Below are 12,674 nucleotides of genomic sequence, written 5' to 3'. Positions count from 1 at the left end.
GCGGGCACAAAAAAAGGGGCCGCAACCGCAGCCCCTTTCTTAATTCAAACGCTTGGGCGCGTTTACATCATGCCGCCCATGCCGCCCATGTCGGGCATGCCGCCGCCTGCTGGGGCGCCGTCTTTGGATGGCTTGTCAGCAACCATAGCTTCGGTTGTGATCAGCAGACCAGCGACCGACGCGGCGTCTTGCAGTGCTGTGCGCACAACTTTCGCAGGGTCGATGACGCCGAATTTGAACATGTCGCCATATTCTTCGGTCTGTGCGTTGAAGCCGAATGTAACGTCGTTGCTTTCGCGGATTTTGCCCGCAACAACGGAACCGTCAACGCCCGAGTTCTCGGCGATCTGACGCAGAGGCGCTTCGATTGCCTTGCGCACGATGCTGATACCAACGTCTTGGTCGGAGTTTGCGCCTTTGAGACCTTCCAGCGATTTGCCGGCTTGGATCAGGGCAACACCACCACCGACGACAACACCTTCTTGCACGGCCGCACGGGTCGCGTTCAGGGCGTCATCAACGCGGTCTTTGCGCTCTTTCACTTCGACTTCGGACATGCCGCCGACGCGGATCACGGCAACACCACCGGCCAGTTTGGCCACGCGCTCTTGCAGTTTCTCTTTGTCGTAATCGGAGGTTGTTTCCTCGATCTGGCCACGGATCTGAGTCACGCGTGCTTCGATCTCGGCTTTCTCGCCGGCACCGTCGATCACTGTGGTCTCGTCTTTGGTGATCTGAACGCGCTTGGCTGTGCCCAGCATGTCCATTGTCACCGACTCGAGCTTCATGCCGAGGTCTTCGGAGATCACTTGACCGCCTGTGAGGATCGCGATGTCCTGCAGCATCGCCTTACGACGATCGCCAAAGCCTGGTGCTTTGACAGCAGCGATTTTCAGACCGCCACGCAGTTTGTTCACAACCAGAGTTGCCAGCGCTTCGCCTTCAACATCTTCGGCAATGATCAGCAGTGGTTTTTGCGACTGGATCACTTGCTCCAGCAGGGGAACCATTGGCTGCAGGCTCGAGAGTTTCTTCTCGTGCAGCAGGATCATGCAGTCTTCCAGCTCGGCTGTCATCTTGTCGGCGTTTGTCACGAAGTAAGGCGACAGGTAGCCACGGTCGAATTGCATACCTTCGACAACATCGGTCTCTGTTTCCAGACCTTTGTTTTCTTCGACGGTGATCACACCCTCGTTGCCGACTTTCTGCATCGCGTCCGCGATCTGACGACCGATTTCCGCTTCGCCGTTGGCCGAGATTGTGCCGACTTGAGCGACTTCGTCGCTGTCTGTCACGTCACGTGCCGCCGCTTTGATCGCTTCGACGACTTTCGACGTCGCCAGATCGATACCGCGCTTGAGGTCCATCGGGTTCATGCCTGCGGCAACCGATTTCATGCCTTCTTTGACGATGGCCTGAGCCAGAACAGTGGCGGTTGTTGTACCGTCGCCTGCTTCGTCATTGGTGCGGCTGGCCACTTCTTTGACCATCTGCGCGCCCATGTTTTCGAACTTGTCTTCCAGTTCGATTTCCTTGGCGACCGAAACACCGTCTTTGGTGATGCGGGGTGCACCGAAGGATTTGTCCAGAACCACGTTGCGGCCTTTGGGGCCGAGTGTGACCTTCACCGCGTCAGCAAGGATGTTCACACCCTTGAGCATGCGGTTGCGGGCATCTGTATTAAATTTGACGTCCTTAGCAGCCATATCTTTTCTCCTTTGAGAATGTGTGTTCGAAAATCATCGTGCGGCAGGCACGCGGCCCGCCGAAAAAGCGCGATCGCTTACTCGATGATCCCCATGATGTCGGATTCTTTCATCATCAGCAGTTCTTCGCCGTCGATGGTGACTTCGGTGCCGGACCATTTGCCAAACAGCACTTTGTCGCCGGCTTTTACAGCCATCTCGATCAGCTCGCCGCTGTCTTTGCGGGCACCGGGGCCTGCGGCAACGATTTCGCCTTCGCTTGGTTTTTCCTTGGCGCTATCGGGGATGATAAGTCCGCCAGCGGTTTTTTCTTCGCTTTCCGTGCGGCGTACCAGCACGCGGTCATGAAGCGGTTTCAATGCCATCTTTGCAGCTCCTTAAGGCTCAAAGTTTCCTTTAAGGCCCCCTGTTGGAGGGCCGTTAGCACTCATCAGCACTGAGTGATAACGAAGCGTAGATAGGCCCCGTTGTCCGCTGTGTCAACGGGAGTCCCAAAAGCAGATTTCAAAAAATTTTAGCGGCCCCTGCGTGCTGTGCCGGACTGGCCCGAAACAGCAAAAAATAACGCCCCGCAAGACGCCTTGACCAAGGCTGAAATGGCCTATCCGCCCAGCACATCGCCCGAGCTTTGCACCGCTTCGGCCCCTTTGGGCGTCAGGCCATACACGCCCTTGTCGACCTTTTCAAACCATCCGTAGTGATCGTCGCGCATCATGGTCGTCGCACGCGCAACGCCAGTTTCCCGCGCCACATCCGCGCCCTTGCTGGCACCGGCCTCGAACAGGAACATGGCCAGTTTAAGCGCGTCCTGCCGATAGGCGGTTACAAGACCAACGCGCGTCTGCCCGCCATCATTGGGATCGCCCACACGCCCTGCGAATTCCTTGAGCAACTGCGCCTTGCGCTTGGCATTCTTGCGCGGCGCGTAGGGGCCAGGATCGCAGTGAACCTGCACCAGACCATCCGACAGGCGCACCGTCATCAACCCGATTCCCAAGCGGCGGCACAGGCGCGTCATGTCCTTGGCCGATTTAAGGAACCGTTTCCCCTTACCCCGCGCCACGGCCATGTACACTTCGTCACTGACGCCCAAACGCGCCACACATTGATGCACAAGCGCCAGCGAGAACCCCAGCTTCAACTCGACGATCACCGGCGGCTCGGCCCCGCGCACCGCCACGACATCCGCTGCGCCCACTTCGGACTTCACCACATATCCCTGCCCCTCAAGGAAGGTTTTGACGGGCGGGTAAAGGTCGGTCTCGCGCTCGGCCACGGATGCTCCGCTGGAATGAATGGGCGGGGGCACCAAAACGCAGCACCCCGTGCAAGGCAACCCTTTTTGCACGCGCTCTTCGCCGCTGCACGGCCCTTTGCGCAACCCCGTGACAGCCCCCGTGACACCGCATCACATTTCGCTATAAGGGCTGCAAAATCCATCTCCCTTAAAAGGTGCACACTTCATGACCACCCTCGTCTTTGGCCACAAATCCCCTGACACAGATTCCACCGGCTCGCCTATCATCTGGGCTTGGTATCTTAACGAGATCAAAGGCGGCGACGCCGAAGCCGTCCTGTTGGGCGAACCCAACACCGAAGCGGCCTTTGTGCTGAAAAAGTGGGACCTGCCCAAGCCGCGCATCATCGACAGCCTTGAGGGAGACCAGCCGGTTGTGATCGTGGACACCAACAACCCTGCCGAACTGCCCGACAACATCAATGACGCCGACATCACGGCAATCATCGACCACCATAAACTGGTCGGCGGGCTGGAAACCAAAGGCCCCATCGACATCCGCATCGAGCCGCTGGCCTGCACGGCCACCATCATGTGGAAAATGATCGGCAAGGACATGGCGCAGGCCCCTGCATGGGTCAAAGGCGCGATGCTGTCCTGCATCCTGTCGGACACTCTGGAATTCCGCTCGCCCACCACAACGCAGGAAGACAAGGCCATCGCGCATGATCTGGCCAAGGATCTGGGCATCGACATCGCCGAATACGCCTCCGAGATGTTCGAAGCGAAATCCGACGTCTCGGCCTTTTCCGATGCGGACCTGCTGCGCATGGACAGCAAGGAATACGAAGTTGACGGCACGCAATTCCGCGTCTCCGTTCTGGAAACCACAGCGCCCAAGATCGTTCTGGACCGCAAGGACAGCCTGATGGCGTCCATGGTCGACGTGGCCAAGGAAGACGGCGCAGACGAAGTGCTGTTGTTCGTTGTCGACATCCTGAACGAAGAAGCCACCATGCTGATCCCCAACGACCGCGTAAAAGCCGTGGCCGAGAAAAGCTTTGGCGTCAGCGTCTCGGGCGACACTGTCGTCCTGCCCGGCGTGATGAGCCGCAAAAAGCAGATCATTCCCGTTCTCAAGGTCTGATCCAACAAAGGCGCAGGGAACCCTGCGCCTTCCCCCCACGTTTATCTTTCGCAAGGCGCACCCGCGCCGCGATCCCTATTGGAGAAGCTGCACATGGCACAGATTATCACGTCTCTGGCCGAGATTTCGGACCGTTACGACGCATTGTTCGTCGATCTCTGGGGCTGTGTGCACAACGGGGTCGAGGCCCTGCCCGAAGCCGTCGCGGCCTTGCAGGCCTATCGCGCAAAAGGTGGCAAGGTGGTGCTGGTCACCAATTCGCCCCGACCGCGCGCAGGCGTGACCAAACAGCTGGTGCAGTTCGGCGTGCCGGATGATGCGTGGGACACGATTGCCACCTCGGGCGACAGTGCGCGCGCGGCCATGTTCCGCGGTGTGGTCGGCGACAAGGTGTTCTTTATCGGCCAACCGGGGGAAGAGAAATTCTTTGAACCCATCGGCGTCATCAAGGACCCGATCGACGTGCAACTGGTCCCGCTAGAAGAAGCGACAGGCATTGTCGTCACCGGCCCCCGCGATTCGATGGCAGACCCCGACACGATGCGCCCCGAATTCCTGATGGCCAAACAAATGGGCCTCAAGCTGCTTTGTGCGAACCCCGATATCGTGGTGGATCGCGGCGAGGTGCGTGAATGGTGCGCGGGCGCGCTGGCCAAGCTGTACACTGAAATGGGCGGCGAGAGCCTGTATTTCGGCAAACCGCATCCGCCGATCTACGATCTGGCGCGCCGCCGCTTGTTCGAACTGGGCGTCGACATTCCCGACAGTAATATCCTTGCCATTGGGGACGGCGCGCAAACGGATGTCGCCGGTGCCATGGGCGAAGATATCGATTCGCTGTTCATCTCGGGCGGTCTGGCCGCGGTAGAGACGAAAACCGACACGCAACCCGATCCGCAAGCGCTGGAAGCTTACCTGCAAAAGGAAATGAGCGCGCCAACCTTTGCCATCGGCTATTTGCGCTAACCGTCTTTCCGCTTGATTTCCTGCGCGCGCAAAGTAATAACATTGCGCAACGATGCCGCCTATCGGCAGAAAATTACCGGAGACATCGCATGCTGGACAACCTGCCCCGCGGCACCATCTGCATCGAAGACATCGAGATGGGCATGACCCGTCACCTGCGCAAAGAGGTCACCGACCTTGATATCGAACTGTTTGCGCAGGTCTCGACCGATCATAATCCGGTACATATGGACGACGATTATGCCCGCGACACGATCTTTGCGGGCCGTATCGCGCACGGGATGCTGACGGCGGGCCTGATCTCGGCCGTGATCGGAGAGCAGTTGCCAGGCCATGGCACGGTGTATCTGGGCCAGTCGCTGAAGTTCCTCGCCCCCGTCCGTCCGGGTGATACGGTGCATGCCGAAGTGACGGTGACCGACATTGATGTGTCCAAGCGTCGGGTGAAGCTCGACTGCCAATGCCGTGTGGACGGCAAAAAGGTTCTGGTAGGCGAAGCGACCGTGCTGGCCCCGTCCCGCAAATTCGACTGACCCAGCGGCCGCTGACGCGACACGATGTTTCAGGGGGCGCTGCCCCCGGCCTGTCGGCCTCACCCGCAGTATTTTTTGCCAAAAGAGGCGCGTTGGGCACGCTTGCCCTTGGGGGCCTGCGCGGCTAGGCAGGGCCAATGAAGATCATACGCGATTATCAGTTTGTTGCGCCGTCGGATCGCGGTGCCAGTGCGGCCATCGGGAACTTTGATGGCGTGCATCTGGGTCACCAGTCGGTGATCGAGGTGGCACGTGCTGCCGCCCCTGATGCGCCATTGGGTGTGATGACGTTTTCGCCGCACCCACGCGAGTATTTTGCGCCCCACACTGCGCCGTTCCGGTTGATGAGTCCTGCGGCGCGGGCGAGCCGTCTGGACAAGCTGGGGGTCGAGTATCTGTATGAACTGCCGTTCAACGCGGGACTGGCCAGCCTAACGCCGGAAGAGTTCAGCGAGCGGGTTATTCGCGACGGTCTGGGGCTGCGCCACGTTGTGGTGGGGGCCGATTTCTGTTTCGGGCACAAACGCGCGGGAACGGCGCAAAGTCTGGTGGAGCATGGGGCGGCCATGGGATTTGGCGTGACGATTGCGCCCTTGCTGGAACGTGGTGCGGCCACTGTATCCTCTACCGCCATTCGCGACGCACTACGCGAAGGGCGCACGCGGGATGCGGCAGCGATGTTGGGCCATTGGCATCGCATTGAAGGGCCGGTCATTGGCGGTGAGCAGCGCGGGCGAACATTAGGCTATCCGACGGCGAACATGTCGATTGACGGGCTGCACCTGCCTGCCTTTGGCGTTTATGCGGTGCTGGTCGATGTTCTTGAAGGGCCCCATAAGGGCACGTACCACGGTGTTGCATCGCTGGGCGTGCGGCCGATGTTCGGAGAGAACCGGCCCAATCTGGAAACTTTCCTGTTCGACTTTTCCGGCGACCTGTACGGGGTGCCTTTGTCGGTGGCCCTTGTGGAGCATCTGCGCGGGGAAGAGAAATTCGACAGTCTGGACGCGCTGATTACCCAGATGGATCAGGACAGCGCGCAGGCGCGCTCCATTCTGGCCGCGCTATGAGCGATCCGATAGCGCGCAAAGGGTTGGCTGACCGGTTCTGGGAAACCAAATCGCTGACCCAGATGAACCCTGACGAGTGGGAAGCCCTGTGCGATGGCTGCGGCAAATGCTGCCTGAACAAGCTGGAAGATGAGGACAGCGGCGAGGTGGCGCTGACCCGTGTGGCCTGCCGCTTGCTGGACGATGCAACTTGCCGCTGCGCGCAATACGAGGTGCGCCACCAGTTTGTGCCGGACTGTATCGTGCTCAAACCGTCGAACATCGAAAGCCATTTGTACTGGATGCCGCAGACCTGCGCCTATCGCCTGCTGCACGAAGGGCGCGGGCTGGCGGATTGGCATCCGCTGATTTCCGGCACGCAAGAGAGCGTCCATGCGGCAGGTGTGTCGATGCGCGGCCAGACCGTCAGCGAGTTCGACGTCAGCGATGACGACTGGGAAGACCACATTATCGAAGAGCCGCTTTAGCGCGCTTGCAGAAACGTGCGGATTTCGAAGGCGACCGCCTCCGGATGGGTGATCGGGCCCATATGGCCGCACCCTTCGACCGTGACCTCTTGCGCATCCGGCAACCGCCGCGCAATGGCGGCGTTGACTGGGGCAGACCATAGTGACGCGCCCCCGTGCAGCAGCAGGATCGGAGAGGTTGCCTGCGCAAACCTGTTGTCGGCCAGCAAGCGCGCGCTGTCGCCAACCAGAAACGGGGCAGAGGCGCGCACAAAGCCGATGCGATCCGCCATATAACTGCGCGTCGCTGCAGGAATGTCGTGCCACCCCGTCGTGTCGCCCCACATCGTGTTGAACGTGCGCGCCGCCGCAACGTAATCGCCCGCTTCCATGGTGGCGTCAAACGGGGCTGTTTCGCGGGCGTAGTGGGCACCAAATGCCGGATCATCGACAAAGGCAGGCGCGAAAAAAACGGGTTCGAACAGGGACGCGGACCGCACGCGGTCGGGATCCTCCATCGCGAGGCGCAGCGCGACTGTGGCCCCGAAGGAATGGCCAATGATGTCGACAGGGCCATCGCCCAGATCGGACAGCACAGCGCGCGCCATATCGGTGGCGGTGTCGTGCAGATCGCCCGTCCCGTCCCAATCACCCGAACGCCCGTGCGACGGCAGGTCGAACGCATGCAACGTCGCGATATCGCCTAATGCTGCACCCACCCCGCGCCACGCGCCCGAATGACCCAGCGAACAATGGATCGCGAGGACGGGGCGCGCACCGGACCCGAAGGTCCGGCAGTGGATATGTGGGATCAAAGCTTGCCCGACAGATGCAGGTCGAGATCCTCGAGCGTGTCCTGCCCGAAGAACCGTTGATCCCCGTCGACAATATAGAAGGGTGCGCCGAACACGCCCTTCTCCACGGCCTCTTCCAGATTGCGGGTATAGGTTTCTGCCCCTGTCAGCAGACCGGAATCCGCCAGCGTGGGATCGAAACCGGCTGCTTCGAGGCAGGACTTGATCACATCATCCTGTGCAATGTCCTTTTCATCGACCCAGACGGCGCGCAGGATGCCATGGACCAGTGCGCCCATGTCACCGCCGCCTGCATTCTGTGCGGCAATGATCGCATAAGAGGACGGCGCCGCATTGGTAGGCCAGTGCGCGGGCTTCAGATTCAGCGGCATTTCCAGCTTGCGCGCGATGCGTGGCAGTTCCTGTGCGCGGTATTCCATCCGGTTCGGGTGGCGGTCTTTGGGCGCGGTCCCGCCCGTACGTGCAAACAGCGCCATGATATCAAGCGGCTTATATGCAACACTCGCCTCGTATCGAGAGGCGATCATCTCGAGCCGCATGCCTGCAAGATAGGTAAAAGGGGACAGTGTCGAGAAATAATAGTCGATATGGGCCATTTGTGTCTCCGCTTCCTTAGGTCTTTTGTTTCGCGCGACGGTACGCCCGTGCTAAGCGGTGTCAACATCACGAATCTGTCACATGTCGTGCTGCACGGGGACGCCAAATGCCAAATATCCAAGAACCGAAACTGATTTCGGGTAACGCCAACTTGCCACTGGCCAAAGCAATCGCACGTCGGATGTCGATGCACAGGGGCGTGAATGTCGGCCTTGTCGATGCGCGCGTCGAGCGGTTCAATGACGGTGAAATCTTTGTCGAAGTGTTCGAGAACGTGCGCGGGGAGGATATGTTCATCATCCAGCCCACGTCCAATCCGGCCAATGACAACCTGATGGAACTGCTGATTATGTGTGATGCGCTGCGCCGGTCTTCGGCGGCACGTATTACGGCGGTGATCCCCTATTTCGGCTATGCCCGTCAGGACCGCCGCAGCAAGGCGCGCACGCCGATCAGTTCCAAACTGGTGGCGAACATGCTGGTGGGTGCAGGGATCGAACGGGTGCTGACGATGGATCTGCACGCCGCACAGATCCAAGGCTTTTTCGATATTCCGGTGGACAACCTTTATGCCTCGCCCATCTTTGCGTTGGATATTAAAACCCAGTTCGCAGGGCATCTGGACGATCTGATGATCGTGTCGCCCGATGTGGGCGGCGTAGCCCGCGCCCGCGATCTGGCCAAGCGCCTGAACGCACCGCTCGCCATCGTGGACAAGCGCCGCGAAAAGGCCGGCGAAGTGGCCGAGATGACTGTGATCGGCGACGTGACGGACAAGACCTGTATCATCGTCGATGACATGTGCGACACTGCTGGCACACTCTGCAAGGCGGCACAGGTTCTGCTCGAAAACGGTGCCAAAGAGGTCCATTCCTATATCTCGCACGGCGTCATGTCCGGCCCTGCGGTGGAACGGGTAACGAACTCGGTGATGAAATCGCTGGTCATCACCGACAGCATCCAGCCCACCGATGCGGTGATGAATGCCGCCAACATCCGCATCGTGCCCACCGCGCCGGTCTTTGCTCAAGCGATCCTGAACATCTGGCACGGCACCTCTGTGTCTTCGCTGTTTGATGCAGAAACCCTTAGCCCGATCTATGACGGGATGTATGCCGCTGAATAAGCGTATGGGCGCGGCGTGATCCAAACAGATCCACGCCGCGCCACATTGATCCAGATCATGGACGCCTGCACGAGCCAAGGGCCAAGCTGCTTGGGAAACCGAGACAAAGGCACATCATGATCCGCACCCTCCCCATTTTCGCTCTGGTCGCTATGTCGGCTTGCACAATGCAACAGGCCGATACGTCCCAAGCACGCGGCGCGCAGCTTTACGCGCAACACTGCGTTGCCTGTCACGGCAGCACCGGCCAAGGGGACGGCCCGATTGCCGCGCAACTTGCCGTGGCCCCGCCAGACCTGACCACGCTCAGCATCGCCAACCGTGGTGTGTTTCCCGCCGACGATGTGATGGCGCAGATTTATGGCTATCACGGGCGCTATGTGGCGGGCGCGATGCCGGAATTCGGCCCCGTGCTGGACGGGCCAAGCGTCGGCTATCAAACCGCCTCGGGCGAGGTGCTGGCCACCCCACAGGCGCTGATCGACCTGTCGAACTACCTGCAATCCATCCAGCGCTGACCGCGCCGCGTAACTGCCACGGCTAAACTTGCGGCGCAGCCTACCACGGCGCGCACCCATGGCGGGATGCCACTGGACATGCTTTGCCGCTTGGCCGACAATCGACCGGCACATTCGGGGAGTCCGCATATGAAGACCATCGTGACCGCAACCATCCTGTCCCTCGCCGCCTCGACCGCTTTTGCGGCGGGCCATTGCGCCGACGGGAAGACGCTGACCGAAGGCACGTTAACCTTCGCCACAGGCAACCCCGCCTATTACCCGTGGGTCATCGACGACGCCCCCGAAGCTGGCAAAGGGTTTGAGGCCGCCGTCGCCTATGCGCTGGCCGCTGAAATGGGATTCGATGCGGACGCCGTCACATGGGTGCGCACCTCGTTTGACGAAGCGATCCAACCCGGCGCCAAAAATTTCGATCTGAACATGCAGCAGTTTTCGATCACCGAAGACCGCGACCGCGTGGTCGACTTCTCTGCCCCCTACTACACTGCGCCCCAAGCTGTGATGACCACCTTCGACGTGGTCGCGGCAGGGGCCACCCCCACGATGGACAGCCTCAAGGGTCTGAAATGGGGCGTCGTCGCCTCGACCACGGCCCTGCCCGTCGTGATGGAGATGATCGCCCCCGATCAAAGCCCGCTGGTCTATGACGACAATGCCAACATCACTGCCGCCATGCAGGCGGGCCAGATTGACGCGGCCCTGTTCGACCTGCCCACCGCGCTGTTCACCTCCGCTGTGCTGATGGATAACGGAGTGGTACTGGGCCAGTTCGACCCGACCGCCGCAGAAAACCCCGACCAGTTCGGCGCGCTCATGCCCGAAGGTTCCCCCCTCAAGGCCTGCGTTGACGAGGCACTGGCCGCGCTGACCGACAGCGGCGCACTGGCCGCGATCCAGGCCGAATGGCTGCAGGACGCCGTTGGGGTGCCCCTGATCAAATGACCACACGCCGCGCCGCTTACGAGGCCCGACAAAGGCGTCGGTCGATCCAGCTTGCCGCGTGCAGCACTATTGTAGTGCTCGCCCTGCTGGTCATCTGGATCCCCCGCGCCCCGGGGTGGGAGGCGGTGCGCGCCTCGTTCTTCAACGGCGAAGTGTTCCTGCGCACCTTCCCCGACCTGCTGCGCGCCTTTGTGGTGGATATCGCGATCTTTGCATGGTCCGTGCCGCTGATCCTTGTGCTGGGCCTCGCAATCGCGCTGGCGCGGGGTGCACGCGCCCCTGCCCTGTTCCCGCTGCGCATCTTTGGCGCGATCTATGTGGACCTGTTTCGCGGCATCCCCGTTGTGCTGCTCGTCTATCTGGTTGGCTTCGGCATTCCGGGTCTGGGCCTGCCGCGTCCATGGAACTCGCCCTATATCTGGGGCACGGTGGCGCTGGTGCTGACCTATTCCGCCTATGTGGCCGAGGTGCTGCGCTCGGGCATCGACAGCATCCATGACAGCCAACGCAACGCCGCCATCTGCCTTGGCCTCAGTGAACGCGACACGATGCGCTACGTGATCCTGCCCCAAGCGATCCGGCGCGTGGTGCCTGCCAATATGAACATGCTGATTGCCCTGCAAAAGGATGTCGCCCTGCTGTCCTTTATCGGCCCTGTCGAAATCTTGCGGCAGGCGGGCATCTTCAAAAGCCTGCTGGCCAATTTCACACCCTATGTGGCGGCGGCCGTCATCTTTCTGTGCGTCACCGTACCCGCAACACGCTATGCCGACCACCTGATGAACAAGGACCGCAATGCCCGAACCTAGATTGCACTTGCGCGGCGTCACCAAAAGCTATGGCGACGTGCCAGTCCTGCACGGCATCAACATGACTGTTCAGGCTGGCGAAATGGTCTGCCTGATCGGCGCGTCCGGCTCCGGCAAATCGACGCTGCTGCGCTGCATGAACGGGCTTGAGGCGGTGGACGACGGCGAGGTGTTCCTCGACGGGATCGACATTGCGGAACCTGGGTTCGACCTTACCCCGATCCGGCGGCGCATCGGCATCGTGTTCCAGTCCTACAACCTGTTCCCGCATATGACGGCCTATGAAAACGTGGCCCTCGCCCCCAAGCGCGTCCTCAAGAAAGGCGACAGGGCCCGTGCGCAGATCGAAAGCCTGTTCGCCCGCTTCGGCCTTGGCGCACATATGCACAAATACCCCGACCAGCTATCGGGCGGCCAGCAACAGCGCGTCGCCGTAATTCGTGCCCTCGCGATGCAGCCGCAGACCATGCTCTTTGATGAAATCACCTCGGCCCTCGACCCCGAATTGCGCGGCGAAGTGCTCGACGTGCTCCGCTCGCTTCGCGATGACGGGATGACCATGGTCCTCGCCACCCATGAGATGGGATTTGCCCGCGAACTGGCGGATCGGATCTGCTTTATGGATCAGGGCGTCATCGCCGAAGAAGGGCCGCCCGACCAGCTGTTCAACCACCCGAAAAGCGACAGGACACGCAGTTTCCTTGCTGCTGTCTCAGGGTGATTGCCCCTTCTCTTCGTAGAAAAATACTTCCCCCGGAG

At 60.6% G+C, this 12,674-nt stretch carries 15 protein-coding genes; 10 read left to right on the top strand and 5 right to left on the bottom strand.

Features of this window, described 5'->3' with window-relative positions:
- Positions 1–62: 62 nt before the first annotated feature.
- The 3 genes from groL to AC6GQJ_RS15085 all read right to left on the bottom strand — a co-directional run bounded on the left by groL (position 63) and on the right by AC6GQJ_RS15085 (position 2,982).
- Positions 63–1,706 carry a chaperonin GroEL gene (gene groL, locus AC6GQJ_RS15095; protein ID WP_500769706.1) on the bottom strand — a complete coding sequence of 548 codons (1,644 nt, stop codon included), beginning with the start codon at positions 1,704–1,706 and terminating at the stop codon, positions 63–65.
- 77 nt (positions 1,707–1,783) lie between these two features.
- Positions 1,784–2,071, bottom strand: coding sequence for a co-chaperone GroES (locus AC6GQJ_RS15090; RefSeq protein ID WP_500769705.1), 288 nt, complete (start codon positions 2,069–2,071; stop codon positions 1,784–1,786).
- Between the two features lie 236 nt (positions 2,072–2,307).
- The gene (locus tag AC6GQJ_RS15085; RefSeq protein WP_500769703.1) at positions 2,308–2,982 is read right to left on the bottom strand and encodes a DUF2161 domain-containing phosphodiesterase; all 675 of its coding nucleotides are present in this window, start codon (positions 2,980–2,982) and stop codon (positions 2,308–2,310) included.
- A 187-nt stretch (positions 2,983–3,169) separates the two neighbouring features.
- Between AC6GQJ_RS15085 and AC6GQJ_RS15080 the strand changes: the two genes are divergently transcribed.
- The 5 genes from AC6GQJ_RS15080 to AC6GQJ_RS15060 all read left to right on the top strand — a co-directional run bounded on the left by AC6GQJ_RS15080 (position 3,170) and on the right by AC6GQJ_RS15060 (position 7,126).
- Positions 3,170–4,090 carry a manganese-dependent inorganic pyrophosphatase gene (locus AC6GQJ_RS15080; protein ID WP_500769701.1) on the top strand — a complete coding sequence of 307 codons (921 nt, stop codon included), beginning with the start codon at positions 3,170–3,172 and terminating at the stop codon, positions 4,088–4,090.
- Positions 4,091–4,183: 93 nt separating this feature from the next.
- On the top strand, positions 4,184–5,056 hold the full coding sequence (locus AC6GQJ_RS15075; protein WP_500769699.1) for a TIGR01459 family HAD-type hydrolase: 873 nt from the start codon (positions 4,184–4,186) through the stop codon (positions 5,054–5,056).
- 89 nt (positions 5,057–5,145) lie between these two features.
- Positions 5,146–5,589 carry a MaoC family dehydratase gene (locus tag AC6GQJ_RS15070; RefSeq protein ID WP_500769697.1) on the top strand — a complete coding sequence of 148 codons (444 nt, stop codon included), beginning with the start codon at positions 5,146–5,148 and terminating at the stop codon, positions 5,587–5,589.
- A 137-nt stretch (positions 5,590–5,726) separates the two neighbouring features.
- Positions 5,727–6,659, top strand: a complete 933-nt coding sequence (locus AC6GQJ_RS15065) for a bifunctional riboflavin kinase/FAD synthetase (protein WP_500769695.1) — start codon at positions 5,727–5,729, stop codon at positions 6,657–6,659.
- Positions 6,656–7,126, top strand: a complete 471-nt coding sequence (locus tag AC6GQJ_RS15060) for a YcgN family cysteine cluster protein (protein ID WP_500769693.1) — start codon at positions 6,656–6,658, stop codon at positions 7,124–7,126. Before AC6GQJ_RS15065 ends, AC6GQJ_RS15060 begins: the two co-directional genes overlap by 4 nt.
- Here AC6GQJ_RS15060 and AC6GQJ_RS15055 read toward each other — a convergent pair.
- Both AC6GQJ_RS15055 and AC6GQJ_RS15050 read right to left on the bottom strand, forming a co-directional pair.
- Positions 7,123–7,920, bottom strand: coding sequence for an alpha/beta fold hydrolase (locus tag AC6GQJ_RS15055; protein ID WP_500769691.1), 798 nt, complete (start codon positions 7,918–7,920; stop codon positions 7,123–7,125). The two genes, AC6GQJ_RS15060 and AC6GQJ_RS15055, sit on opposite strands and share 4 nt — an antisense overlap.
- The gene (locus AC6GQJ_RS15050; protein ID WP_500769689.1) at positions 7,917–8,516 is read right to left on the bottom strand and encodes a 2-hydroxychromene-2-carboxylate isomerase; all 600 of its coding nucleotides are present in this window, start codon (positions 8,514–8,516) and stop codon (positions 7,917–7,919) included. The genes AC6GQJ_RS15055 and AC6GQJ_RS15050 overlap by 4 nt, the downstream gene beginning before the upstream one ends.
- 107 nt (positions 8,517–8,623) lie before the next feature.
- Here AC6GQJ_RS15050 and AC6GQJ_RS15045 point away from each other — a divergent pair, with 107 nt between their 5' ends.
- From AC6GQJ_RS15045 to AC6GQJ_RS15025, 5 genes are all read left to right on the top strand, one after another.
- Positions 8,624–9,643: a ribose-phosphate pyrophosphokinase gene (locus tag AC6GQJ_RS15045; RefSeq protein ID WP_500769687.1), complete on the top strand. Its 1,020-nt coding sequence runs from the start codon at positions 8,624–8,626 to the stop codon at positions 9,641–9,643.
- A 116-nt stretch (positions 9,644–9,759) separates the two neighbouring features.
- Positions 9,760–10,161, top strand: a complete 402-nt coding sequence (locus tag AC6GQJ_RS15040) for a c-type cytochrome (protein WP_500769685.1) — start codon at positions 9,760–9,762, stop codon at positions 10,159–10,161.
- 129 nt (positions 10,162–10,290) lie between these two features.
- Positions 10,291–11,106: an ABC transporter substrate-binding protein gene (locus AC6GQJ_RS15035; RefSeq protein ID WP_500769683.1), complete on the top strand. Its 816-nt coding sequence runs from the start codon at positions 10,291–10,293 to the stop codon at positions 11,104–11,106.
- Positions 11,103–11,915, top strand: coding sequence for an amino acid ABC transporter permease (locus AC6GQJ_RS15030; protein WP_500769681.1), 813 nt, complete (start codon positions 11,103–11,105; stop codon positions 11,913–11,915). Before AC6GQJ_RS15035 ends, AC6GQJ_RS15030 begins: the two co-directional genes overlap by 4 nt.
- Positions 11,902–12,636 carry an amino acid ABC transporter ATP-binding protein gene (locus AC6GQJ_RS15025; protein ID WP_500769679.1) on the top strand — a complete coding sequence of 245 codons (735 nt, stop codon included), beginning with the start codon at positions 11,902–11,904 and terminating at the stop codon, positions 12,634–12,636. The genes AC6GQJ_RS15030 and AC6GQJ_RS15025 overlap by 14 nt, the downstream gene beginning before the upstream one ends.
- Positions 12,637–12,674 lie beyond the last annotated feature (38 nt).

Source organism: Tateyamaria sp. 7Alg 36, assembly GCF_059882455.1.
The sequence above is the reverse complement of the archived record's forward strand: the minus strand, read 5'-3'. Positions and strand labels throughout refer to the sequence as shown.

Coding starts and splice junctions, on each gene's coding strand:
- AC6GQJ_RS15060 (WP_500769693.1), top strand. CDS start 6,656: ATGAGCGATCCGATAGCGCGCAAAGGGTTGGCTGACCGGTTCTGGGAA.
- AC6GQJ_RS15025 (WP_500769679.1), top strand. CDS start 11,902: ATGCCCGAACCTAGATTGCACTTGCGCGGCGTCACCAAAAGCTATGGC.
- AC6GQJ_RS15065 (WP_500769695.1), top strand. CDS start 5,727: ATGAAGATCATACGCGATTATCAGTTTGTTGCGCCGTCGGATCGCGGT.
- AC6GQJ_RS15030 (WP_500769681.1), top strand. CDS start 11,103: ATGACCACACGCCGCGCCGCTTACGAGGCCCGACAAAGGCGTCGGTCG.
- AC6GQJ_RS15075 (WP_500769699.1), top strand. CDS start 4,184: ATGGCACAGATTATCACGTCTCTGGCCGAGATTTCGGACCGTTACGAC.
- AC6GQJ_RS15045 (WP_500769687.1), top strand. CDS start 8,624: ATGCCAAATATCCAAGAACCGAAACTGATTTCGGGTAACGCCAACTTG.
- groL (WP_500769706.1), bottom strand. CDS start 1,706: ATGGCTGCTAAGGACGTCAAATTTAATACAGATGCCCGCAACCGCATG.
- AC6GQJ_RS15050 (WP_500769689.1), bottom strand. CDS start 8,516: ATGGCCCATATCGACTATTATTTCTCGACACTGTCCCCTTTTACCTAT.
- AC6GQJ_RS15090 (WP_500769705.1), bottom strand. CDS start 2,071: ATGGCATTGAAACCGCTTCATGACCGCGTGCTGGTACGCCGCACGGAA.
- AC6GQJ_RS15035 (WP_500769683.1), top strand. CDS start 10,291: ATGAAGACCATCGTGACCGCAACCATCCTGTCCCTCGCCGCCTCGACC.
- AC6GQJ_RS15080 (WP_500769701.1), top strand. CDS start 3,170: ATGACCACCCTCGTCTTTGGCCACAAATCCCCTGACACAGATTCCACC.
- AC6GQJ_RS15040 (WP_500769685.1), top strand. CDS start 9,760: ATGATCCGCACCCTCCCCATTTTCGCTCTGGTCGCTATGTCGGCTTGC.
- AC6GQJ_RS15070 (WP_500769697.1), top strand. CDS start 5,146: ATGCTGGACAACCTGCCCCGCGGCACCATCTGCATCGAAGACATCGAG.